Annotated in this window: 19 protein-coding genes and 5 pseudogenes; 11 read left to right on the plus strand and 13 right to left on the minus strand. The window is 67.1% G+C overall.

All coding sequences use genetic code 11. The features are described from left to right. Positions 1-4: 4 nt before the first annotated feature. The 3 genes from ccrA to ACTWOL_RS30880 all read right to left on the minus strand — a co-directional run bounded on the left by ccrA (position 5) and on the right by ACTWOL_RS30880 (position 4558). Positions 5-1342: a crotonyl-CoA carboxylase/reductase gene (gene ccrA, locus ACTWOL_RS30870; RefSeq protein WP_474300139.1), complete on the minus strand. Its 1338-nt coding sequence runs from the start codon at positions 1340-1342 to the stop codon at positions 5-7. A 503-nt stretch (positions 1343-1845) separates the two neighbouring features. Then, on the minus strand, positions 1846-2664 hold the full coding sequence (locus tag ACTWOL_RS30875; protein WP_474300140.1) for a TetR family transcriptional regulator: 819 nt from the start codon (positions 2662-2664) through the stop codon (positions 1846-1848). A 103-nt stretch (positions 2665-2767) separates the two neighbouring features. After that, positions 2768-4558: a 3-hydroxyacyl-CoA dehydrogenase family protein gene (locus ACTWOL_RS30880; RefSeq protein WP_474300141.1), complete on the minus strand. Its 1791-nt coding sequence runs from the start codon at positions 4556-4558 to the stop codon at positions 2768-2770. A 402-nt stretch (positions 4559-4960) separates the two neighbouring features. Here ACTWOL_RS30880 and ACTWOL_RS30885 point away from each other — a divergent pair, with 402 nt between their 5' ends. The 4 genes and pseudogenes from ACTWOL_RS30885 (at position 4961) to ACTWOL_RS30900 (ending at position 6772) form a co-directional block, all read left to right on the plus strand. Then, positions 4961-5536 (plus strand): HEAT repeat domain-containing protein, encoded by a 576-nt coding sequence (locus ACTWOL_RS30885; protein WP_474300142.1) that lies wholly within the window; start codon positions 4961-4963, stop codon positions 5534-5536. 86 nt (positions 5537-5622) lie between these two features. Next, positions 5623-6201 (plus strand): hypothetical protein, encoded by a 579-nt coding sequence (locus ACTWOL_RS30890; protein WP_474300143.1) that lies wholly within the window; start codon positions 5623-5625, stop codon positions 6199-6201. 33 nt (positions 6202-6234) lie between these two features. Further along, positions 6235-6447, plus strand: a pseudogene (locus tag ACTWOL_RS30895) (transposase); the annotation flags it as partial. Next, entirely contained in the window at positions 6428-6772 is a 345-nt protein-coding gene (locus tag ACTWOL_RS30900; RefSeq protein WP_474300144.1) for an integrase core domain-containing protein, read from the plus strand. The pseudogene ACTWOL_RS30895 and the gene ACTWOL_RS30900, both read left to right, overlap by 20 nt. A 484-nt stretch (positions 6773-7256) precedes the next feature. Here ACTWOL_RS30900 and ACTWOL_RS30905 read toward each other — a convergent pair whose 3' ends face one another. Further along, entirely contained in the window at positions 7257-8108 is an 852-nt protein-coding gene (locus ACTWOL_RS30905; protein ID WP_474300145.1) for a helix-turn-helix domain-containing protein, read from the minus strand. Between the two features lie 77 nt (positions 8109-8185). Here ACTWOL_RS30905 and ACTWOL_RS30910 point away from each other — a divergent pair. Then, a pseudogene (locus tag ACTWOL_RS30910) lies at positions 8186-8566 on the plus strand (transposase family protein); the annotation flags it as partial. 863 nt (positions 8567-9429) lie between these two features. Here ACTWOL_RS30910 and ACTWOL_RS30915 read toward each other — a convergent pair. From ACTWOL_RS30915 to ACTWOL_RS30950, 8 genes and pseudogenes are all read right to left on the minus strand, one after another. Further along, a complete protein-coding gene (locus tag ACTWOL_RS30915; protein ID WP_474301293.1) occupies positions 9430-10248 on the minus strand; it encodes an ISAs1 family transposase in 819 nt (272 codons plus the stop codon). Positions 10249-10611: 363 nt separating this feature from the next. Continuing rightward, positions 10612-11076: a hypothetical protein gene (locus ACTWOL_RS30920; protein WP_474300146.1), complete on the minus strand. Its 465-nt coding sequence runs from the start codon at positions 11074-11076 to the stop codon at positions 10612-10614. A gap of 6 nt (positions 11077-11082) precedes the next feature. Next, positions 11083-11148: pseudogene (locus tag ACTWOL_RS30925) on the minus strand (TetR family transcriptional regulator); the annotation flags it as partial. A gap of 262 nt (positions 11149-11410) precedes the next feature. Then, positions 11411-14800 carry a thioester reductase domain-containing protein gene (locus tag ACTWOL_RS30930; protein WP_474300147.1) on the minus strand — a complete coding sequence of 1130 codons (3390 nt, stop codon included), beginning with the start codon at positions 14798-14800 and terminating at the stop codon, positions 11411-11413. After that, a complete protein-coding gene (locus ACTWOL_RS30935) occupies positions 14797-15198 on the minus strand; it encodes a phosphopantetheine-binding protein (RefSeq protein WP_474300148.1) in 402 nt (133 codons plus the stop codon). Before ACTWOL_RS30935 ends, ACTWOL_RS30930 begins: the two co-directional genes overlap by 4 nt. Before the next feature lie 139 nt (positions 15199-15337). Further along, the gene (locus ACTWOL_RS30940; protein WP_474301337.1) at positions 15338-15778 is read right to left on the minus strand and encodes a thioesterase II family protein; all 441 of its coding nucleotides are present in this window, start codon (positions 15776-15778) and stop codon (positions 15338-15340) included. Further along, positions 15691-16056: a thioesterase II family protein gene (locus ACTWOL_RS30945; protein WP_474300149.1), complete on the minus strand. Its 366-nt coding sequence runs from the start codon at positions 16054-16056 to the stop codon at positions 15691-15693. The genes ACTWOL_RS30940 and ACTWOL_RS30945 overlap by 88 nt, the downstream gene beginning before the upstream one ends. Next, positions 15974-18058 (minus strand): non-ribosomal peptide synthetase, encoded by a 2085-nt coding sequence (locus tag ACTWOL_RS30950; RefSeq protein WP_474300150.1) that lies wholly within the window; start codon positions 18056-18058, stop codon positions 15974-15976. The genes ACTWOL_RS30945 and ACTWOL_RS30950 overlap by 83 nt, the downstream gene beginning before the upstream one ends. A 588-nt stretch (positions 18059-18646) precedes the next feature. Between ACTWOL_RS30950 and ACTWOL_RS30955 the strand changes: the two genes are divergently transcribed. The 3 genes and pseudogenes from ACTWOL_RS30955 to ACTWOL_RS30965 all read left to right on the plus strand — a co-directional run. Continuing rightward, entirely contained in the window at positions 18647-18856 is a 210-nt protein-coding gene (locus ACTWOL_RS30955; protein WP_474301294.1) for an MbtH family NRPS accessory protein, read from the plus strand. Between the two features lie 340 nt (positions 18857-19196). Further along, a complete protein-coding gene (locus tag ACTWOL_RS30960; RefSeq protein WP_474300151.1) occupies positions 19197-20408 on the plus strand; it encodes a cytochrome P450 in 1212 nt (403 codons plus the stop codon). Positions 20409-20551: 143 nt separating this feature from the next. Next, positions 20552-20926: pseudogene (locus ACTWOL_RS30965) on the plus strand (condensation domain-containing protein); the annotation flags it as partial. A 37-nt stretch (positions 20927-20963) separates the two neighbouring features. Here the strand turns inward: ACTWOL_RS30965 and ACTWOL_RS30970 are convergent. After that, a pseudogene (locus ACTWOL_RS30970) lies at positions 20964-21182 on the minus strand (helix-turn-helix domain-containing protein); the annotation flags it as partial. A 183-nt stretch (positions 21183-21365) separates the two neighbouring features. On the opposite strand from ACTWOL_RS30970, the gene ACTWOL_RS30975 reads away from it, so the two are divergent. The 3 genes from ACTWOL_RS30975 to gntD are packed head-to-tail and all read left to right on the plus strand — an operon-like array spanning position 21366 to position 24149. After that, a complete protein-coding gene (locus ACTWOL_RS30975; protein WP_474300152.1) occupies positions 21366-21986 on the plus strand; it encodes a hypothetical protein in 621 nt (206 codons plus the stop codon). After that, positions 21976-23094, plus strand: a complete 1119-nt coding sequence (gene vioD / locus ACTWOL_RS30980) for a capreomycidine synthase (protein ID WP_474300153.1) — start codon at positions 21976-21978, stop codon at positions 23092-23094. Before ACTWOL_RS30975 ends, vioD begins: the two co-directional genes overlap by 11 nt. Positions 23095-23117: 23 nt before the next feature. Then, positions 23118-24149, plus strand: a complete 1032-nt coding sequence (gntD, locus tag ACTWOL_RS30985; RefSeq protein WP_474300154.1) for a guanitoxin biosynthesis L-enduracididine beta-hydroxylase GntD — start codon at positions 23118-23120, stop codon at positions 24147-24149. Positions 24150-24207 lie beyond the last annotated feature (58 nt).

Here is a 24207-nt window from a genome sequence, read left to right on the forward strand (position 1 = left end):
TCGCTCAGATGTTCCGGAAGCGGTTGATGGCGTCGATGTGCTTGGCGCGCATCTCCTCGTCGCGCACGCCCAGGCCCTCCTCGGGGGCCAGGCACAGCACGCCGACCTTGCCCTGGTGCGCGTTGCGGTGCACGTCGTGGGCGGCCTGGCCGGTCTCCTCGAGGGAGTAGACCTTGGACAGGGTCGGGTGGATCTTGCCCTTGGCGATCAGGCGGTTGGCCTCCCACGCCTCGCGGTAGTTCGCGAAGTGCGAGCCGATGATGCGCTTCAGCGACATCCACAGGTAGCGGTTGTCGTACTCGTGCATGTAGCCCGAGGTCGAGGCACAGGTGGTGATGGTGCCGCCCTTGCGGGTGACGAAGACGCTCGCGCCGAAGGTCTCGCGGCCGGGGTGCTCGAAGACGATGTCGATGTCCTCGCCGCCGGTCAGCTCACGGATGCGCTTGCCGAAGCGCTTCCACTCCTTCGGGTCCTGGGTCTGCTCGTCCTTCCAGAACTTGTAGCCCTCGGCGTTGCGGTCGATGATCGCCTCGGCGCCCATGGACCGGCAGATGTCGGCCTTCTGGTCGCTGGAGACGACACAGATCGGGTTGGCGCCGCCGGCCAGTGCGAACTGGGTGGCGTACGAGCCGAGGCCGCCGCTGGCGCCCCAGATCAGCACGTTGTCGCCCTGCTTCATGCCCGCGCCGTTCCGCGAGACGAGCTGGCGGTACGCGGTGGAGTTCACCAGGCCGGGGGCCGCCGCCTCCTCCCAGCTGAGGTGCTTGGGCTTCGGCATCAGCTGGTTGGACTTCACCAGGGCGATCTCTGCCAGGCCGCCGAAGTTGGTCTCGAAGCCCCAGATGCGCTGCTCGGGGTCGAGCATCGTGTCGTTGTGGCCGTCGGAGGACTCCAGCTCGACGGAGAGGCAGTGTGCGACGACCTCGTCGCCGGGGGTCCAGGCGTTGACGCCGGGGCCTGTGCGCAGCACGACACCCGCGAGGTCGGAGCCGATGATGTGGTACGGCAGGTCATGGCGCTTGGTGAGCTCGGAGAGCCGTCCGTAGCGCTCGAGGAAGCCGAAGGTCGACAGCGGCTCGAAGATCGAGGTCCAGACGGAGTTGTAGTTGACGGAGCTCGCCATGACGGCCACCAGGGCCTCGCCGGGACCGAGCTCGGGGAGCGGGACCTCGTCGAGGTGGAGGGACTTGCGGGGGTCCTTCTCCCGGGTGGTGAGGCCCGCGAACATCTCGGTCTCGTCCTTGTGCACGGTCACCGCGCGGTACGACTCCGGCAGGGGGAGTGCGGCGAAGTCGGAGGACGTGGTGTCCGGCGACTGAATCGCGTCCAGGATTTCCTTCACGGTGATGCCTCCAGGGGGTCCCCCCGGGCGGAGTCCGGGGGAGAAGCGTCTATGGCAGACGCTGAGGGGAACGTCGGGATTGCTGCTGTGGAGGTGCCGTCGGTTCGGCGGGGGTGATGCTGTGGCGGCGCCTGGTGGGCGCGTGAGGTGCCTGTGACGCAGGCGTCCGGGCGCGCGAGCCGGGTGGCTTGCGGGGACAGCCGGCGTACGACAGTTGTCTGCACGCCGACCGCCCGGACAACATCAACGTATGGCACCCCGTGCCAGCCCGCAAGACACTCGGTGCCAACAATTTCACTCAGATGCAATCTGGGCGTTGCATATGAGCGATGATCGATCGAATCTGCCGCCTGAACAGCGAAAACGGCCGCCCGGAGGGGCGGCCGTCACGGTGTGCGATCGTAAAGATCAATGCGGTGACCGAGGATTTTCCCGGTCCTTCGAAGATCGTCCGGGCAAGGATCGGTCCTGTCCGGGCAAGGATCCAAACGCGACCTGAGCGGTCACCTCTTCTTGAGCGCCTGCTCGATGACGCGCATGACCTCGGGCAGCGGGGCGTCGGTACGTGCCACCGCCACCAGCACCTCGCCGCCCGTCTCCACGTGGGCCGCGGGGGCACGCTCGGTGCCGGTGCGCCCGGCGCCGATCCCCGAGCCGAAGGTGTCACGGACGATGTCGAAGGCGTGGTCCAGCTGGGCCTCCACATCGCCCTGGCCGCCCGCCCGCAGCCAGCGGCGCAGCACATGGTTGTGGGCCGTGACGACGGCGGACGCGGCCACCTCGGCCAGCAGCGGGTCGTCGTTGCCGGTGTGGTGGTCCCGCTCGTCGAAGTGGCCGAGCAGATACCGGGTGAACAGCCGCTCGTAGCGGGCCACGGAGGCGATCTCCCGCTCCCGCAGGGTGGGCACCTCACGGGTGAGGCGGTAGCGCTCGACGGACACGGCAGGCGACGACGCGTACATCTTCATGACTTCCTTGATGCCGCGGCACACGGTGTCGAGCGGGTGCTCGTGCGGCGGCGCGGCGTTCAGCACCGCCTCGGCGCGCACCAGGGTGTCGTCGTGGTCCGGGAAGATCGCCTCTTCCTTGGAGCGGAAGTGCCGGAAGAAGGTCCGCCGGGCCACCCCGGCCGCCGCGGCGATCTCGTCGACGGTCGTCGCCTCGTACCCCTTGGTCGCGAACAACTCCATGGCGGCCGCGGCCAGTTCTCGGCGCATCTTGAGCCGCTGGGCGGCGGCTCTGCTTCCTGCGGCACTTTCCGGGGTGTCGGGTGCGGCAGCGGACCTGGAGGGCCGTCGGGGAGCGTCAGCGGGCTGGGACATGACCCGAACGTACTGCATCTCCGCAGGGGGCCGCGCCTGCGGGGACGAGCTGCCCGTGCCGTCGAGCAGCCCGCCCCAGCCCGTCCCCTGGGTGCGGCCGGGATCAGCGCCGGGCATATTCGCGGAAGCCGCGGCCCGTCTTGCGGCCCAGGCAGCCGGCGGCCACCAGGTGCTCCAGCAGTGGAGCGGGCGCCAGACCGGGGTCGCGGAACTCGCGGTGGAGCACCTTCTCGATGGCGAGGGAGACATCGAGCCCGACCACGTCGAGCAGTTCGAACGGGCCCATCGGGTAGCCGCCGCCGAGCTTCATCGCGGCGTCGATGTCGTCCAGGGACGCGTAGTGCTCCTGCACCATCTTGATCGCGTTGTTGAGGTACGGGAACAGCAGCGCGTTGACGATGAAGCCGGCGCGGTCGCCGCAGTCCACCGGGTGCTTCTTGATCTTCGTGGTGACGTCCCGCACGGTGGCGTGGACATCGTCCGCGGTCAGTACGGTGCGGACCACCTCGACGAGCTTCATCGCCGGAGCCGGGTTGAAGAAGTGCATGCCGATCACGTCCTGGGGACGCGAAGTGGCCCGCGCACAGGCCACGACCGGCAGCGAGGACGTGGTGGTGGCGAGCACCGCTCCCGGCTTGCAGATCTTGTCGAGGGTCGCGAACAGCTGCTGCTTGATCTCCAGGTCCTCGGCGACGGCCTCCACCGCGAGGTCGACCTCGGAGAACGCGTCGAGCGAACCGGCCGGGGTGATCCGGGCCAGCGTCTCATCGCGCACCTCGGCCGTCATCCGGCCCTTGTCGACGGAGCGAGAAAGCGACTTGGCGATACGGGTCTTGGCGGTCTCGGCCTTCTCCAGGCTGCGGGCGGCGATGACGACGTCGTAGCCGGCCTTGGCGAAGACCTCCGCGATGCCGCTGGCCATCGTGCCGGAGCCGGCGACGCCGACGGAGTCGACCGGGCGGCCGGCGGAGCTCTGGGCGGCCTCGAGCGGGGTGAGGGCGTCCCGCACGACCGTGCCGCTGTCGGGCTCGTCGTACGTGTAGAAGCCGCGACCCGACTTGCGGCCGGTCAGACCCGCCTCGCTGAGCTGCTTCAGGATGGGCGCGGGGGCGTGCAGACGGTCGTGGGACTCGGCGTACATCGCGTCGAGGACGGTGCGCGCGGTGTCGATGCCGATGAGGTCGAGCAGCGCCAGCGGGCCCATCGGCAGGCCGCAGCCGAGCTTCATCGCCGCGTCGATGTCCTCACGGGAGGCGTACTTGGCCTCGTACATCGCGGCGGCCTGGTTGAGGTAGCCGAAGAGGAGTCCGTCCGCGACGAAACCGGGCCGGTCACCGACCCGGACCGGCTCCTTGCCCAGGTCACGGGCGAGGGCGGTGACCGCATCGACCGCCTGCGGGGCGGTCAGCACCGAGGAGACCACCTCGACGAGCTTCATCGCCGGGGCCGGGTTGAAGAAGTGCAGTCCGAGCACGCGCTCGGGACGGGCCGAGTCCGCGGCGAGCCGGGTGACGGACAGCGCGTTGGTGCCGGTGGCGAGGATCGTCCCGGGGCGGACGATGGCGTCGAGAGCACGGAAGACCTGCTGCTTGGTCTCGTAGTCCTCGTTGACGACCTCGATCACGAGGTCCGCGTCGGCCGCGGCCTGCAGGTCGGAGAAGGTGCGGAAACGCGCGAGGACGTTCCGGCGCTCCTCCTCGGTGATCCGCTCGCGCTCGACCGCGCGGGCCGTGGCGGCCTCGAGCGTGGTCACCGCGTGGCGGGCGGCCGTGTCGCTGATGTCGATACCGATGACTTCGCGGCCGGCGCGGGCCAGGATCTCGGCGATCCCGGTGCCCATGGTGCCGAGGCCGACGACGGCGATGGTCGTGAGAGGGGAGAGAGGGGTGTCCATCACGGGACTCCAGAAATGAGTGACGACTGAGGGAGAGCGCGCGTAGCGCAGATGCGAGGGGGCGCGCGGCGATGCGTGTCGTGGTGTCACCGCGGTGGACCGCGGTGAAGAAGCGACGGACCCTGTCCCGGAGTCACGTCGTACTGCCGAACCGACAACTCCCCCGTGCCATCAGGCACGGGAGGTACCTCACGGTGGCTGCGTCACCAGGCCACCGGGAGCCGAACGGGTGGTACCCGCTCACCTGAGCTTAACCGGCGGGTAACGAGCGCGCCAGCCCTCCGTGAAGGCCGGACGGTGTGATCTGTGCCGCTGGGGTGGCGGTGTGCGCAAGCCCCCCGAACCGGGCCTGTCCGTACGTATCCCCTCCCGGCGACCCGCCGCGGGCCTACGCTGCTCGGCATGGACGCCGATCTCGAGGACCTTGCGCTGCGCACCCGGGGCGAGCTCTCGGGCCCGGCCGACGAGGCACTGCACCGGCGGCTCACCTCCACCGGCGACCTGGACGCCCTGGCAGCGGTCCTCATCGAGGCCGAACGACCGTTATGGGCACGGGAGATCGCCGCCTTCCGGCTCGGCTGTGCCGGCGACCGCCGCGCCTTCGAGTCGCTCGTGCTGCTGCTCAACCATCGTGATCCGGAGCGCTGTGTCTGTGCCTCCCACGCCCTGACCCGGCTCGGCGATCCGCGCACGGCGCCGGCCGCCGCCGCGCTCGCGACCAATGAACTGCGCGTCGCCTACGCACTGGTGCCGGTGCGCCTCCTCACCGCGCTGCGGGCCCCCGAATCCGCTCCCGCCCTGATCACCACCCTGGGCCGGAGGCTGACCCCGGGTGATCCGCACTGGCGGGTGGCGCTCGCCTGTGTCGAGGGCCTCGGTGCGCTCGCGGACGATCGCGCCCGCCCGGTCCTGGAGTCGGCCCGCGCCCACCCGAGGCTGTCCGCCGCCGCCTCGGCCGCGCTCGGCCGTCTGTCCTGAGCCGACCCGTTCCCCGAGACTGTCGATGTCGCCGAGTATTTCGGGGGCCTGACGTAGCGAGCGCGGACCGGATTGTGCTGTCGCAGTTGAAGTACAGCACCCGGCACGCGGAGACTGCGTGGACGGCTGCCCGCCTGTGCCAGAAGCGGGTCAAGAAGGCGGAGGGGAAGGCGGACTCGGAACGGTCGGTGATCGCTGATCTCGCGGCCGCATACACGCGTCTTCGGGACGACCATGGTGACCAGGCACTGGGCAAGGCCCGGATTGCGCTGGTGAGCAACTGCCCCGGAGATCCCCTGCTGCTGGAGAGCGTTCGAGCAGCAGCGCAGTGGACGGCTGGGCAGACCGCCCCGACCAAGGTGGCTTTGAAGGCCGCCCATTCGTCCGACCAGGCCGCGGTGATCGGCACGCTGGCCGCCACCATCGGGCAGCGTCTGAAGAGCGCTGAGTTCTGCCGCTTCCTGCAGCTCCTGGACCTGTCGACGACCGGGACGATGGACCGGACCGCGCTCGCGCGGGCGGTGAAGTCGGGAGCGAGCGTGCTGACGCCCGGGCACGGCCTGGACTCGGCGACCGGCTCTTCGACCTGGTCCGTCAGCAGGCGTTGCCGGGTTCGAGCCGGCGCGGCGTCGGCGGATTCAACTGGTCGTCGCAACACTCTGTGAGCTGGAGGTTTGTGGATGGGTGTGGGGAATCGGCAGCGCGGCACCAACGAGAACACGAACGGCCTGCTACGGCAGTACTTTCCCAAAGGCACCGACCTGTCCCGCTGGGACGCCGAGGAACTCCAGGCCGTCGCCACCACCCTCAACAACAGACCCCGCATAACCCTCGGATGGAAGACACCCGCCGAAGCCCTCAACGAGCACCTACTATCTCTCCAGGTAGCTGGTGTTGCGACGACCGATTGAGTACAAGCAATACACCAGCCATGAACTCGCCGCTCTGGCAACGCAGTTCGAAATTCAGCTGTCCGTCGGCCGCACCGGCCAGTGCTGGGACAACGCCCTCGCGGAATCGTTCTTCTCCACCCTGAAGAACGAGCTGGGCGACACCCATCCCCGGCCCACACGGGCCCGCCACCCACACCGCCATATTCGAGTGGATCGAGAGCTGGTACAACTTGCACCGGCTCCACAGCAGCCTCGGCTACCGCAGTCCCGCCGAATACGAGACCGCCTTGGCGGCCTGACCACCACACCGAAGGTGTCCGCCAAAGCGGAACAAGCTCAATAGCGACTGTGCACCCGAGCAGAACCGTGACCGCACGCCGGACACGCCACCATCAACTCCCAGGTACGAGCCGCCACATGCACAGTGCCAGCCTCGGCCCACACCCGTTCCACCCGCACCGCATCCAGGTGCGGAGACACAACCCGTACGAGGTCATCACACTCACTGACAATGCCGCCACTAATGACGGAGCGTCACCGGCGCACGGTCGCACACCCCAGCGTCACGGAAATCCTGCCAGGGCCACGTTCACTTGTACGCCGACACCGCGACAATCGATGACGATCCGCCCCTCCTCATCACGCCCCGGTCGTGCCCGTAAAACCATCGTCCAGCACCCGCCCCCGAGCACCATCAACTACCCCGCCACCAGGACACATACCCAGTGAAAGAGGAACCCAGCAGTACTTGTTTCGTGGGTCGTTCGAGGAGAGACGGGTGCGAGCATCACGGTGGATCCGTGTCACGACGATGCGGTGACACCCGCTCAAGGGGAAGAGGCACGCTGCCCTTGCTGCCGGTATTGCGATGGCGCGCATCCAACGTGCTTACGGAACACGCGGGCGAAGTGCTCCGGGTTAGGGAAACCGCAGAGCCTACCGACTTGAGATACTGGGTCATTGTCTACTGCGAGCAGATAGCAGGCAGCTTCGATGCGCAACTCGGTGAGGTATTGCAGAGGTGTCTTTCCGGTGGCTGCGGAAAAACGACGCAGGAAGTGGTACCGGCTGAGTCCTGCTTCCTTGGCAAGCTGATCAAGCGTGATGCTCGAGAAGAAATTCGCGCTCATAAATGTTGTCACCGTTTGTAGCTGTTCCGGGCTAAGACCTCCGGTGCGCGGTGAGGCGTCGCGGCGTGGATGGAGTAGATATTCAGCCAGGTAGTGGGCTGCACTCAGGGCATAGCGCTCTCCTGCACCTGTCTTTCGGGCGTGAAGTAGAGTTTGCGCCATGGATGCGACATGTGGATCGAAGGCGCGCAGTGTCTGTAGTTCCGAAACATCACGGACAGGAGCGGTGGTGTGCGTGTCCAGTGCTCGCTGAAGGACTTCTACGGAAAGCTGGATATAAACGACTTCGAATGGGAGACGTCTGGGCGGTGTCCTGCCGAGCCGGATCAGGTTGTTGGGTGCGACCCGGCAGACCTCTCCAGGCCTGAGCGTGGTACGTAGCCAACCGTGATTCTCTCGACCTTCAATTTGACACACACCTCGTATTGGCGTGACGATGCCGAACCACTGATCCGGCAATTGGTATGTCCAGGTGCCGCTGTCGTGTCCAGCGGCTCGCTCTTCCACAACGAGTTTCCGACATGATTGGTCTCGCCACGTAATGATCACGTAGTTTTCCCTTGCATGGGGTCGGGGAAACGAGGAGTGACAGGAGCCAGGTCCGTCAGCCTCAGGGCTGCAAAAAAAGGGGGCCACTGACCGCACCGAATCCGACTGGCCGCTGCAAAGACGGATCGAAAATCCACCTCGTCACGGACCGGAACGGTCTACCTCTGTCGCTGGGCATCTCCGGCGCCAACTGCACGACAGCCTCGGCCTGAAGCCGCTCGTGCGCGGGATGCCACCGATCCGCTCACGCCGCGGCCCGCGCCGATGGCTCCGCAAGCGAGGCATCCGCCACCGCATCGCCCGCAAAGGCATCGAGTCCTTGCAGCGGCTGGACCGCCACCGTTGGGTCGTTGAGTGGACGGTGTCCTGGCTCTCCGGGCTGCCGACGCCTGCAGCGCCGCTACGAGCGCAAGGCCGAGCACTTTCTGGCCTTCGTCGGCATCGCCGCGGCCCTGGTCGTCGTCGGACGGCCTGCTGTCCGCGGTGAACATGTCGGCTCGCCGAGTCGTTGCCATGGCGGCATCATCGGTGGTCGCGCGCCGGCCGGCGACGCGATTACGGCATCTTGCGCGCCGAGCGGGTTCCTGTGAAGTACGCAACTAATCGCATCGAGCCCACTTCGGCACGTACGGGACGCGCCCAGGGGGCGTCGGTGGTACACAGCACGATTCCACGCTTCGAGGCGGGTGGGGCGGATCGCTTACGCGTCGCCATCCGAGCCATACGGCGAGTATCCACAATGATCCCTTCTCGCTCGAGTGGCCTCGTGTCGCCTCAGAGGCAGAAACGACGCCGGGAAGTGGTGCTCACACCCTGAAACGGTCAGAACGTGGAAACGGTTCACACCCGACTCGGAACGATCTGCTCTCCACTCGATGCCGACCCCCGTCACGGATACGCAACACCAGGGACCTGCAGTAGGGGCGCCCTGACTGTGTGCTGTGCCGAACCTCGCAGCCAAGCACTGCTCCAGACGGATCGTCATGAGCCCGTCTGACAGGGCGATTTCCGCCGAAGACCTCGTCGGAACCGGGGCTGAAGGGAGGTGGCGGGCTGATCGCGGGAACCTTGGATGGCCGTTGTGCTTCGCGGCTGCGGCAAGCCTGCGCACTGCGCCGCGTCGAGTGGCACGCGGGCGGTCCAACGACACGCGAGACACTCAATCTCCCTGGCAGCTGAGCACCTTGTGCACCGTGCGGACCGACTGGTCGATGCAGATTGAGCAGAGACACCGACATCGTCGAGCTGACCTGCTCGTTCGACGAAGAAGGGGAGGAGCCGCTGCCAGGGTCATTGCGTGATCGAGAAGTGTCCGGTTTCGTCAGGTGAGGCCGAGGGTTCGTAGAGGCCGGTGGTAGTCGCGGCCGGTGCGGCGGAGGGCGGCGGCGATGTTGGTCTCGCCGTCCTGGCGGAAGACGCTGATGGCGAGGTTGCGCAGGCTGGCCATGGTGCGGGGCAGGTGGCCGGTGCGGACCTTGGAGTCGTCCTCGCGGAAGGTTCTGTCACGGACGTGGTGCAGGAGGTTCTCGATGCCCCAGTGGCCTCGGACCCAGGCGGCGAGCTCGGCCGGGGTGGCGTCGAAGACGTCCAGGCTGGTGATCAGGTAGACGCGCTCGATGGTGAGTTTCCCGGTCGCAAGGTCGCGCCGCCAGCGTACGACCTCGATGGCCTGCCGGGCGCCGGGGTATTCGATGTGGGAGAACGCGGCGACCTTCAACCGGCGGATCTCGTCGCGGTGGTGGGCCTTGTCGCGCGTGCGGTGGTCGAGCAGGATGTCCCGCCAGGGCAAGTGCTTGACCTGGGCGTGCAGCCCGGGGTGGTTCCGCTTGACGACGGCCAGGTAGTGGGCACCGCGCCCGGTCAGGTAGGTCCCGTGGGTGTGCAGCGCGTCGGTGGTGATCACTACGTGCTCCAGGTCGAGGCCGTCCAGCAGGGGCCGGAAGGAGGGGATGATGTCGAACGACAGCGGGGTCAGCGCGAGGACCCGGTCGTCGGCCCGAGACCCGGACGTTCGGCCACACTCCGCAGGAACGAGTCCATCGCTGCGCGGGTTCTGTTCGGCAGACGGTCTTGACCGGTTCGTCCGGCGGTCACTCCCGGCCGGGCCGTAACACCGGGAGTGACCGCAGCGGATTCTCAGAAGGCGTTGCGTAGCCGTAGCCGCACGGGACGACCGTCCGGATCGACGATGACGCGGTACAGCGGTGTCGCGAGCAGTCGCTGCACCTCCGCCCGCACCTGACCTGCCCGGCCCGTGCACCGAAACCGTCCCGGCCGGGCCCCGGCCGCCCTCCCGGCTCCAAGAACCCTCACCCCGCCACCCACCACGACGTCGGCAAGACCGTCAAACGGCCCGAGAGCATCAAAGAACGCTCACGGGCCGGTGGATAAAGCACAAGCTCAGCCGCGTCCTCCGGTCTGCTCACCCTGACGGCACTGGGTGACAGGGCGTCCGACGGCTACAAGGCGACCTTGACAGTGGAGGTCAGCTCCGACTGAGCGTTCAGGGCGCGGAGTCGAGCAGGCGTTTCGCGCGGTAGGGGGAGGTGCCCAGCTTGGCGAGGACGCCGATGGTGGCGACGTTCGGCAGGATCAACTGGTAGAGCCGCGCTATCTCCTCGGACAGGCCCGGGCTCTCCGGCCGCGCCTCGGTCACCAGTTGCACTCCGGTCCAGGCACCCACGACCCGCTGTGCGATCTCCGCGGGGACCGCGTGCGGCAGCAGCTCGCCGCGCTCCTCGGCCTCCACGAGCAGGTCCTCGAACACGCTGATCCAGTCCGGCCAGCGCGTGCCGCACATGCTGCGTGCCTTGGGGTAGACGGACAGCTGGACGGCCGCACGCAGCATCGGTTCCTGGGGCATCCGGTGTGCGAGCAGGAGCCCGAGGTCGACCCATTCCTGGAGCTTGTGCGTCTGCGGAACGAGCCCCTCGCGGGTCACGGCCTGGTCGAGCACGCCGCGCGCCATCGCTTCCTTGGCCGGGAAGTGGAAGTACAGGGCGCCTCGGGTCAGCCCGGTCCGTTCGACGAGTGCGGCGATGGTGGCGGCTTCCTACCCGACCTCGATGAACAGGCGCGCCATGGCTTCCAGGATGGCCTCACGCGTACGGATCGCACGCTCCTGACGCGCCGCTCGGCCGCCCCCAGTCTCTCTCGCCCTGCCTGAACATCGAACCGTCGACCATGGGCCCATCGAAGTTTCGGTATGGTACCAAGCCCTTCCGGCCGTCCCGGGGGGTTGTACTGCGGGACGCGGAGCCGGGGACGGGGGATGATCCCGGCTCCGCGTCCCGGGCGGCACGTCAGTGGTTGACGTGGCGGCCGTCCATGGGGCGCCCCGCTGTCATCAGGTTCTTCAGGTCCCGGGCGTACTTGGCGACGAGGTCGCGCGTGAGGCTCGGGATGTCCCCGTGCCCGGCGATCGCGCCGGCCCGGACGGCGGCGCGGAACCGGTCGGAGGGGATGACGGATCCGGGTACCGGGTCCTCGGGCTCCTTGAAGCCGTGCCGGATGGGCAGCGCCGCGTACTGCCGCTGTGCCTCGGGCAGGGCGCGCATCGCCGCCTCGAACCGCAGGTACCACTCGGCGTAGTCGTCCACCCGCTCGATGGCGTGGCCGTCCTGGGCGAGCCAGTCGACGATGGCGTCGAGGGAGACGCCGTCGTCGTTGGGGTTCACGAGGCTGAACGTCCGGTATCCGCACGGGGCTTCAGAGGTGCCGCGGCCCCCCAGCGCCACCACGGCGGCGGCGGTGAAGTCGACCGGCAGGCCGTCGTAGTGGGCGTGTTCGCCGTCCGTACGGTAGAAGCTGCGCGGCGCGACCCCGGTGGCGAGCACGCTGAACAGGAGGCGGCTGAACACGTCGGAGACGTTGAGCTGTCCGCCGTACCGGTTGTGCGCGAGGATCATGCTGGACCGGAAGGTCGTGACCGGCAGTCCGCACAGGTCGTGCGCCTCCCGCAGCAGCACTTCGCCGGCCCATTTACTGGTCGCGTACCCGTCGGCGTAGCCACCGTCGACGTTCAGGGCCGGTATGGCGACGCGGACGTCGGTGTCCTCGTCGAGGGCCGGCCGGCGGGAGTCGGCGACCGCGACGCTGGAGATGTAGGTGATCGGCTTCGTCCGGCGGGTGAGGGCCAGCCGGACGAGTTCCGCGGTGCCGACGACGTTGGCCTCGAAGAGGTGCGGGTACGGCAGGAGGTGGTTCACCAGCGCACCGGCGTGGACGATCAGGTCGACCTCGTCGGCCAGCCGGTCCCAGGCCGCCTCGTCCAGGCCGAGCCGCGGTTCCGCCATGTCACCCGCCACGACCTCGAGATGGACCGCGGCCAGTTCCTCGTACATCCGCACCAGCTCCGGGTCGCCGCTGTCGAAGGCCGCGTCCAGCCGCTGCCGGGCCGCGGCGGCGTCCTCGCCGCGCACCAGGGCGATCAGCCGGCCGCCGGCCGGCGCCAGGGTGCGCAGCCATTCCAGGGCGAGGAAGCGGCCGAGGTAGCCGCTCGCGCCGGTCAGCAGCACGGTGCGCGGCTCCCGCTCGGCGCGGGGCAGCGCGGGGGCGTCGGCGAGGAGGTGTGCATCGAGGAACTTGTCGAGCGTGAGGTCCTTCGCGTGGACCTCGGTCACGCCCTCGCCGTGCACCGAGGCGAAGGTGGGCCGCCGCACGGCCGCAACTCGGCGAGCAGGGCGCCCGGCGCCCTCGCCGCCTTCCTTGATCTCCACGATGCGGATCGTCATCTCTTTGAGCGTGACCGGTTCCAGGAACAGCTGGATCGGTACGTCGATGTCCAGCTCGTCGCGGAGCCGTCCGGCCAGATGCACGGACGTCAGCGAGTCGCCGCCCGCCTCGCGGTACGTCTTCTCCAGACCGGCGGACCCGTCGAGATCCAGCGCCTCCATCACCAACTCGGCGACCCCGGCCTCCAGTTCGCTCCCCGGTGCGGGCGCCGCACTCTCGGCCGGCGCCTGAGCGGCCCGGCCGCGCAGTGTCAGGGCCCCGTAGCTCTCGCCCGCGAACGGGTATGACGGGAGCCGTACCCGGCGCACCTCGTCGTCGAGCGCCGGCCAGGTCACCTCCTCGCCGCGCAGCCACGCCTCCCCCGACGGGTCCCGTACCGGATCCGGGTGGCCCTCGGCCAGTACCATGAGCTTGTCCGACGCCTCCTGCACGCCGGCGGCGACCACGTAGGCACGCACGGGCATCCCGACCCGGCCGGTGCGCAAGGTGTGTGCGACATCGGCGAGGGCGGGGACGTCGGCCTCGCGCAGACGTGCCGCCAACCGCGACGCCACGAGAGCGAGTTGATGTTCGGTGCGGGCCGACAGCGGCAAGACCGTCGGGCGGGCGTCGGCCTTCGCGCGCGGCTCGCGTGCCGGTGCCTCCTGCACCACCACGTGCACGTTCGTGCCGCCCATGCCGACCGACGTCACGCCGGCCAGCCGGGGCAGGTCCGGCCTGCGCGGCCAGTGACGGGTCTCGGTCACCAGCCGCAGCGGCGAGTCCCGCAGGGCGGCCATCGGGCTCGTGACGTTCACCGTCGGGGCCAGGGTGGCGTGCTCCAGCATCAGGACCGTCTTGATCAGCGCCGCCACACCGGCCGCAGCGTCGGCGTGCCCGATGTTCGACTTCACCGAACCGAGCGCGATGCCGACGCCGCCGTCGAGGCCGGCTCGGGCGGTGAACGCCGCGCTCGCCGCCGCCAGTTCGATCCGGTCACCCAGCTCGGTCCCGGTCCCGTGCGCCTCCAGGTACTGCGCCGCCGACGGCTCCAGCCCCGCCGCCGTCCACGCCTCGGTGATCGCGGCCGTCTGCTGGTCCACGCCCGGAGCGGTGAAGCCGACCTTGCCGGCCCCGTCGTTGGTGACGGCCGTGCCCCGGATCACCGCGCGCACCGGATCGCCGTCGGCGAGCGCGTCCTCCAGCCGCCGCAGCACCAGCACGCCCACCCCGCTGCCCGACACTGTGCCGGCCGCCTTCTCGTCGAAGGGGCGGCAGCGGCCGTCGGGGGAGGAGGTCCCGCCCTGGTAGTAGACGTAGCCCTCCTTGCGCGGGGCGCCGATGGCGACGCCGCCCGCGAGCGCGGTGTCGCACTCGCCGAGCAGCAGGGCCTGGACGGCAACATGGACCGCCGTCAGCGAGGACGAGCAGGCCGTCTGGACCATCATGCTCGGCCCGTCCAGGCCCAGCCGGTAGGAGATCCAGGGCGCCAGGAACTCGCGGTCGGTGAGGAGACGCACCTGGAGCGCGCCGATCGACGCGGCGAGCGCCGGGTCCGTCTCGGCGGCCAGCGCGTGCTCCGTCGAGCTGCCGCCCATATAGACGCCGGTGCGGGACGGTGCGTTCAGCGGGGCGTACCCGGCGTCCTCCAGCGCCGACCAGGCGGTCTCCAGGAGCACCCGGTGTTGCGGGTCCAGGGCGGCCGCCTCGGTGCGGTTGAAGCCGAAGAGCTCGGCCTCGAAGCGGTCCGCGTCAGCGAGATGCCCCTGCACCGGGACGAACGCGGGATTGCGCAGCTCGGCCGGGTCCGCCCCATCGGCGAGCAGTTCCTTCTCGGTGAACGTGGACAGCGAGCAGACGCCGTCGCGCAGGTTGGCCCAGTAGGCGTCGAGGTCGGGGGCGCCGGGGAAGCGTCCGCTCATCCCCACGACGGCCACCGCTTGGTCAAGGTCGTGCTGTGCGGCTTCGTCGGTCGTCATCGTGTCGTGCCTTTCCTGGAACGGAGCTTGTGCAGGGCGGCCCGGCGGTCGCTGCCGCGCCGGGCCGCCTCCTGCTCGGCCGTCTGGTCGAGATGGGCAGCCACGGCGGCCGCCGTCGGGTGCCGGAACAGGTCGGTCAGGGTGATGAGGTCCTGGTACTCCGGGGGTTTCTGGAGCGCCGCGAGGACGGCCGGCAGCCGTATCGAATTGCCGCCCAAGCCGAAGAAGTTGTCGTGGACGCCGACCTGGTCCAGGGTCAGCACCTGCTGCCACACCCGGGCCACGCGCCGCTCGGCCGCGCTGCCCGGGGCGGTGTACGACTGGCTCAGCTCGGGGCGCGAGGAGGGGGGATCGGGCAGCGCGGTTTCGTCCACCTTCCCATTCGTCGTCATGGGCATGCGGTCGAGGACAACGATGGCCGACGGTATCAAGTGCGCGGGCACGGAATCAGAAATCGCCGATCGAACGCCTTCCTGCGTCACATCAGCCCCCGGCTCCCTCGCCGCGTACCCCACTACGGATTTTCCCGTGTCAGGGTTACATCCCTATTAGCCTGCATGAGACGAGTCCTTCCGGCTGGTTATCTTGACGTTGAGGGATTTCCTGATCAGAGCGTAAGGAGGTTCTGAATGAAGGTAGAAAATGACCTTCCCTCACCAGGTGCTCGAAGAACACCCCCGCGGTTAGCTCGTGCCAGGGTCGGCGGTCTGCATGCTGGTCTTCGTCGCCGACGATTGTGGAAACGGGGCAGTGCAACTGCGGCTCCATGCTGAAGTCATAGGTGTCCAGCATCAGGGCATCGCTGCGGACGTAGGGAAGAACCAGATCTCTGAAAGTCGGGTCGGCGGCCAACTCCGGGGCTGTGCCTCCCAACCCGGCCAGGGTGTCCATTAACAGGTCGTCGGCGTCGTTCTCGGCCTCGGCGGGCGGTGGGTAGCTGGCTGCGTTGCGGGTGCCCGAAGCGAATAGATGCGCCACACGGGTGCCGCGCGCCTGGAGGACTCGGGCAGTTCCAGGGCTACCAAGGCGCCCATACTGTGCCCGAATAATGCGATGGGACGCTCATCCGATGGATCGAGGGCGTCGGCGATCTCGAAGGCAAGATGATGCAGATCGGTTGGTGAGGGCTCATCGATCCGCTCAGCGTGTCCCGGATAGCGTACGGCCTGGGCTTCAATCCCGGGACTGCTGGCGCCGTGCTCGCAGCGCGCGAGCGCGCCTGGCCGGTGCCGCTCGCCCGACCACAGCCGAACCATCGTCCGAGGGCACGCCGTCACGGATCAGCGTTGCCTGCGCCGCCACCGTGGTATGCGAGAACAGATCAACAACCGAGAGCCGAACTCCCGTATGTCGCTCAAGGGCGTTCTGAAGCTCAAAGAGCTTGAACGAGTGGCCGCCCAGATCGAAGAAATTCACCTCGATCGGAACGTTTTTCCGCTTCAGTACCTCGGCCCACGCGGCGGACACCCGTCCAGTCGTGTCGTCCGTCGGGGCGGCGGCTACCTCCTCTGTCTGGGAGTCCGGATAGGTTTCTGCATGAGGAAGTGCCTCGCACCAGATCTCGCCCAGGACGTCCTGCGCCTGTGCCTCACCCGCCTCACCGGCCCGCGGTGCCGGCCGGTGGGCGTTCAACCGCTGCTCGGCGCGCTGCTGCAGCAGTTTGCGGTCCTGCTTGCCGCTGCTGGTGAGGGGCAGTTCCGTCGCAGCCAGGAAGTGGGTCGGCGCATATCCCGGCGGGACCAGGTCCGCCAGGTGCTCGCGCAGTCGTCGGACCGCCCCACCATGGGTCAGGGCCTGGGCGCTCCCTTCGGCGGGCTGGATCCAGGCCACCAACTCCCTGTCCTCGCCGACCCGGGCCGCGACCACGACCCCGGCGGCGACCTCGGGGTGGCTGGCCAGGTGGTGCTCGACCTCCTGCGGTTCGATGCGCTGGCCGCGGATCTTCACCTGGTCGTCGACGCGGCCCAGATACTCCAGGCCCGCGTCCAGCAGGCGCACGCGATCGCCGGTGCGGTACCACGTGCGCACGGACGCGTCGGCGTCGGCGGGGACGAAGGCCCGGTCGGTCAGGTCCTGGCGATTGAGGTAGCCGAGCGCCAGGGGCATGCCGCCGATGTACAGCTCACCCTCGTCTCCGTCGGGGACGGGACGGCCGTCCGGGTCGAAGACGCCGAGGACGCAGTTGTCGATAGGCTGTCCGATCAGGATCCGGTCGATGTCCTCGGCCCGCTCCGGGCAGGTCCAGTGGGTGACCTCGATGGCGGCCTCGGTGGGGCCGTAGAGGTTATGCAGCCGGGCCGGCAACAGCGCGGCGAAGCCGCGCGCCACGGCGACGGGAAGGGCCTCGCCGCTGCAGAAGACGTGCCGCAGCGAACCGCAGCGTCCGGCCTCGGGCCGACGCAGGAACTCACGGAGCATTGACGGGATGAAGTGGCACAACGTGATCCCGTGCTCCTGGATGGCACAGGCCACCAGGGCGGGATCCCGATGCTCCTCCGGGGGGAGGAACACGCACGTCGCGCCGGTGATCAGAGGAAGCCACAGCTCCCAGCCGGAGACGTCGAAGGTGACGGGGGTCTTCTGCAGGATCCTGTCCTCGGGCACCACGTCGTAGGCGTCGCGCATCCACAGCAGTCGGTTGCACAGGGCCATGCTGGGCAGGACGACGCCCTTGGGCGTGCCGGTGGAGCCGGAGGTGAACATCACGTACGCGGGCTGCTCGGCGGGTACGTCGGGCAGCGGGTCCAGCTCGACATCGGGGGCGTCCGGCGCGCCGCGCAGGGCCTCGACCTCGACGGGGCGCAGTCCCTGCCCGGCCAGGACCGGCAGAGTCCGGGCGTTGACCAGCGCTACGCGGCTGCCCGCGGTCTCCAGGACGCCGGCCAGCCGAGCGGGCGGGTCGTCGGGGTCGACCGGGAGGTACGGCAGTCCTGCCTTGAGGACACCCAGGAGGGCGGCGAGAAGGGCAGTGCTGCGGGGCACTGCGACCACCACAGGCAGGCCCTTCGGTGCGCAGTCGCGCAGGGTGCGCGCGACAGCGTCGGACCACACTTCCAACTGCCGGTAGCTGAGGCTGTCTGAACCGCAGCGAGCGGCCGTGCGGTTCGGTGTCCGACCTGAAACATCCCTGATCAGACCGGGTAGACCGGTTGGGCAGTGCCGGGCTGTCTGGCGGCCTGTCAGCCTGGCGGACTCGTTTCCGTGTGACCGTGGCATGCTGCTTTGACACCTCACAAAGTTCTGTTCTGGCAAGGTCATCAGGATTCCCACACTGGTTCTCGGCTGACGCTGCTCGGTTCATGGCGTGCCAATATCGCCCAAGCGGGGACCCGAACGCCGAGACGCTGGTCGAGCTGGCGGGTAAGGAATGTGATCAGCAGTGAATCTCCCCCCAACTAGAAGAAGTCGGAGTCGTCACGGAGATCGGTGTGTCCAAGCAGTTCAGTCCACAACCCGGCTAGCGTTGCCAACGGATCAGGTACTACCGGTATCAACTCCCGAAATCAGACTGCATTCCTACGGACAGGAGTGGCGGGCGAACATGAGCAGTACACGCTCATCGGACGGTCACTTAACTCCGCTCAGACCGGAGAGGATTCACTCTGGCACCCGTTCACCCCAGCGTCAATGCCGAAAGAAGGGCCGGCGAGGCGGCGCGCAATATGCGTCCAGAAGAGCGCAATAACTGTCAACCGTGCTTTGCTGGCGACACTTGACGTCAGCTCGCGGACATCGCTAGCCTGCTCGATATTCCATCACGGGCGCAGTGCTTAACTCCCGTATACTATTCATAATTCGGCGGACCGTAAAGGGAGGATCCGGTGCACGAGCAAGAAGGTCAAAAATATCTGGCCGCTTGATCAAGCCGTTCCGGCGGGCTGGAACAGAATCGGAGTCTCGGGGGAGAAGCAATGCTGTCTCAACCATATCGCGAAGATATGGACGGATATGCGGCCGCTGAGTTTGCGTAGATACCTGACGACGAAAACCGTGTCTGCGGTACCCCGATCCCCACCCGGAACTTGCATCCCTGGTCACCCGGCTTTGTTCGAGTGAGCGTGCAGTCGAAGTACGACTCAGCGCTGGTGAAGACGTACGGACGACGATCGCCCGCGACTTCATCCGACTCTTCCATCCTGAAACCCTGGGCGGAACGGAGTTGACCGTACCAATCGACCACGGCGCCAGTAGCATGCTGCCTTCGCTTTCCGGGCGGGCCAGGCTATGGCGGGTGGCCAGTCGGCCCCTGGCTCAACCACCGGTGTCCAGGCCGATGCTGGGATTCCGTTACAGCAATATTCGACGCGGAGTCAACAATGAAGGTCGGCTCCTATCGATCTATCCCCCGAAGCCTCGAGTTTCGACTTCTTCGATGCGGTGGACTGGAGGATCCTCCATGCGCACTCCCGAAACGACGAATCTATCTCACCTGCTCGATCCCGAACATGCGGCGGAGCCATACTCATTCTATGCCGAGTCACGTAAAAAATCACCGGTGCAGTGGGATGAATGGATGCAGACCTGGGCGGTGTTCGGCCATCCGGAAATCATCGATATCTCGAAGGACGGGAGTCTTTCAGCAGCCAGAATATCGGATTTCTATGAGAGCTTGCCCGAACAGGCCCGTGGCGATGTTGCACTGCTGGCTCGCACGCTGTCAGACATGATGCTGTTCAATGATCCGCCGCATCACACCCGGCTACGCCGACTGATCAGGCCGAGCCTTTCTCCCCGCCTCGTCCGGGAACTACGCTTTCATGTCCAGGAGTTGGCCGACGAGCTACTCGACAAGGTCTTGCCGAGCGGGCGCATGGACATCATTCACGACTTCTCGGAACCGCTCAGCCGTGGCGTGATCGCGAAACTGGCAGGCGTATCCGACGATGCCGCCCACCTCCTGGAGAGCTGGCAGGGGCTGTTGCATGAGTTCTTTACCCAGTCCGACTCCCAGAACGCACGGATACAGGCACTGAGGGAGTCCTTCGACCGCACTGCAACCGCTCGTCGAAACAGCAAGGCCGACGACTTCTTCAGCCGGATGATCAGTCCCCAACTCCGGGCAGCCGACTACACCGAGGACGAAGTCTTCGCCAACTTCCTGCTGCTCATCGACGCGGGGCAGGCGACTACCACACATATGATCGGGAACGCCGTCCTCGCCCTGTTGAACAACGACGAGCAAACTCAGCGGCTGCGCAGAGATCCTGAGCTGATTACACCCGCCACGCACGAACTGATGAGATACGACAGTTCGGTCCAGTTCACCACTCGGAAGGCGCTCGCCGACATCGACCTTGGTGAGCACCTGATCCGAGCCGGCGAGTCGGTGACCCTGGTTCTTGGTTCAGGGAATCGTGACCCCCGCCGCTACACCGACCCGGACACATTGGATGTCTCCCGACCGGCCGCTGATCACCTGTCGTTCGGGCACGGCATCCACTACTGCCTGGGCGCCTCACTAGCTCTCGCCGAGATCGATGTCGCACTGCGGGCGCTGCTGCGTCGGACCACCAACTGGAAGTGCGAGGTGGCGCAGCCTGAGTGGCTCGAAAGCATCAACTTCCGCTTCCTTGCATCCCTTCCGATCACTTTTGAGGCAATCGCCTGAATGGGGCATTCGCCTCTGCCGAAGGGGAGTTCCTTGGGGCATGATGTCGGCGCATTACCGCTGACGGAGCAGCAGCTCGCGTTGGTGCGGAGTCGTGAGCTGGGCGACGGCGGGCCGACCCGTAACGCCGTCGGACGGTTGACCTGCGGGCTGCCTCTGAGAAGAGAGCATCGTCTCCCCGCCCTCCTCCCGTCGTTCTTGCCGCGCATCCGGTGTTGCGCAGTTCGTTCGAGTTGTCGGCCGAGCTGGCCCCTAAGCAGGTGTTCCACCGTGAGGCGGTGTGCGAGCCCGGCATCGTCGACCTTCGCATGATCGCGGACGCCGACACCCGGAGACGCGTAAATGAGGACGCCGTGCAGCAACTGGCGCACCGTCCGTTCGAACTCGGCCGGGCACCGTTGCTGCACACAGCGGCTTTCCAACTGGACGACGACCGCTTCGAGATGGTGGTGGCGAGCCACCCTGCTCTCCTCGACCGCCGTGGCCGGCGCACGCTTTTCGCCGAAATCGTCCGTGAATACGTCGCCCTGCACGCGGACGCCGTTCGTGGCGGCGGACCGCGGTGGTGTAGGCGTGCGCGGTGCCGGCCGAGATGCCGAAACCGGCGGCGATCTGCACGAGGGGCTCGTGTTCGCGCAGGTACACCAGAGAGACCAGGGCACGTTGGTGCGGCGGGAGTTTGCAGCCGCGCTCACCTTCACGGGTGACGATGAGCATCGTCCCCCACTCGATGAGCGCATGGGGCAGGTCGAGTGCGGCAGGATGAGGGACCAACGAGGCTCCTGCGCCGATGAGTTGAGACTTCGAACATCTACCTCAACGGCACGGGAGCCTTGTGCGTTGTGGCCACAGCGTCTGTCACTCGATCGGTGGCCGCCCTGAAACACCTCACTCACCGACCTCACCGCCCGCCAAGCATCTTCCCAGCGGCTCGGGCAACTGGCCCGCTCGCAGTGGGTGATCGAGAACCGGCTGCACTCCGTCCGCGACGCCACGCTCACCGAGGATGCCTCCAAGATCCGCACCGGCCATGGCCCCGACAACATGGCCACCCTCCGCAGCTTCGCGATCAACCAGCTACGAGCGGCAGGCCACCCGAATATCGCTGCCGAGCTCCGCGAGATGTCCTACCAGCCCTTCCACTGCCCGCGGGAACTCCTCGGCCTGGCCTGGCCGGCAATGGTCCAAGACCGTCAGACTTTGCAACAGCCCTGCGGTGATGAGCAAGCCGAAACCGATCCAGTACTGGCCCTACATCGTCGAGGGGTGCCGCGCCGGAACCTGCCTCACACTCGAACCGCCCTGACCTGGCACCCGACTCATCGACGCATGGGCAGCAATGCAGATCCCACAGCGGGCAATATCTGTCAACTACCCATATCGGAGAGGACATACATTGCTCCACAGAAGACCTCACACCCTCGATCTGGGAGTTTGAGGAATCGACAGTCATTGGACCAGAAACGCGAGTTCAGCATCTCTGTCGAACTGATTGAGCACGCGAGAGTCAGACATCCCCGCGAGCCTTCGTTGTTCTCAGGTCGCGAGGATAAGGTTCTGGAGAACGATGAATTTTGATGGGGCATTGCTCGAAGACTGGATGCGCGACCACTATCATGACGCTGCGATAGACATAGGGTCGAGTGGGGTTCTTGACTACTCGCTCGGACAGGTGCGTCAACTCGCCGGCATCGAGCCTGGTGATTTGGACGAGATCGTTTTCCGGGACAGTCCTTGCCTGGGTCGGGACGACCTGCGCGAGGCCATCGCCTCGCGCTGGGGGGACGGTGACGCGCGCAGGGTGATGCTTACGCACGGCGGCAGCGAGGCTATTTACGTCGCGCTCCAGACCCTCCTTGAGCCAGGTGACCAAGTCGTCGCCCTGCACCCGGCCTACCACTCGCACGTATCCGTCGCAGAGTCCATGGGGTGCGAAGTTCTGCGCTGGCGGCTGCGCGCGGAGGACAAATTTCGGCCTGACGTGGAGGAACTTGCGAGGCTCGTCACTGCGCGCACAAAGGTTATTGTGGTCAACTTTCCGCACAACCCGACCGGCGCGACACTCGACCTTGCTGGTTTCCGTCGCCTGCTTGAGATTGCTGACAATGTTGGCGCCTATCTCCTGTGGGACGGCGCTTTCACGGACCTGGTCTACGACGACGCACCGCTGCCGGACCCCGGACTGACCTATCCGCGCGCTGTGTCGATCGGAACCTTTTCAAAAGCTTTTGGTCTACCCGGCATGCGTTTCGGTTGGTGCATGGCGGACCCGGAGATGCTGCGGGCGATGACCAACCTACGCGACCGCATCACCCTCAGCCTCTCTCCGCTGGTCGAGTTCATTGCGCTGCGCGTCGTACACCGTGCAGACGCCTTCATCGCTCCCAGGCTGAAGAACGCCAAGGCCAACCGACGCCTGTTGGCCGACTGGGCCGCGCGGCACGAGGATCATGTAGACCTCCCGCTGCCCCTCGGCGGAGTGACAGCGTTCCCGCAACTGCGCCCGTGGCGGGACACGACCGAACTTTGCCGTCGGCTGGGAGAGACCAGCAACATACTGCTCGTCCCCGGCCGGGCATTCGACCACCCTGGCCGCGTCCGGCTCGGTTTCGGCGGCGATCGCAGCCAACTAAGCAAAGGCCTGGACATTTTGGGCGCTGAGATCGCCGCGAGTCTGCAACCGTGAGGCGGAAAGGAACCCTGACGAACATGCAGAAAATTGAACTCTCGGACATTGAGATACAGACAGTCAACGAAGTACTCGCTTCGCTCACGGCGAAGTTCCACTCGATCAGTGACCCAGAATTCGTCAGGCAGTGCGCGGTGTACGCACACGAGCTGCCGCAGCGGCTGCGGGCCGAGTTGAACGCGTTCCGCCTGGAGGCTTCCGGCGGCGCGCTGTCCATCCGCGGCTTCCGGATCGACGACGTTGCCATCGGGCCCACTCCCGAGCACTGGCGTACCCACGTTGGCCGGGCGTCCACGCTCCCCGCGGAGGTGTACTTCATGCTCTGCGCATCCCTGCTGGGCGACCCCATCGCCTGGGCGACGCAGCAGGACGGCCGGATCATGCACGACATTTTTCCGATCAAGGGTCACGAACACGAGCAGCTTGGCTCGGGCAGCGAGGAACTGCTGACCTGGCACACCGAGGAGGCCTTCCACCCGCTGCGGGCCGACTACCTCGGCCTGGCCTGTCTACGCAACCACGACCGGGTGGCAACGACATTCGCCTCGGTCGACGACCTCGAGCTCACCGATGAGATCAGGGACCTGCTCGGTCAGGAGCGGTACCCGATCAAGCCCGACCGCTCGCATCTGCCGCACCACGACGAAGACGACCAGGAGATGTCGACGCGCGAACGCGAGCTGCTCTCGCGCAGCTATGAATGGATCATGGCCAAGGACAGCGAGCCCGACCGAGTCGCCATCCTCTCCGGCGACCGCGAAGCACCCTATCTACGCATCGATCCATTCTTCATGGAGGACGCGTACGCCGTCCCGGACAGCGCCCGCGCAATGAAGGCTGTCGCCGCGGAGGTCGATCGCAACATACGAGATTACGTGCTCGAACCGGGTGAACTGCTCTTCCTGGACAACTACAAGATCGTGCACGGCAGGGTGCCGTTCACTGCCCACTTCGACGGCACGGACCGCTGGCTCAAGAGGCTGAACGTCGCGCGCGACCTGCGGAAGTCGCGCGAACGCAGAATCAGCCACGACGCCCGAGTGATCTATTGACGACCTACAGCACCTCGGCCCTCGCGGCCGGACGGACCCTACCCGGAAACGACTGGGA

Source organism: Micromonospora sp. IBHARD003 (assembly GCF_056106285.1).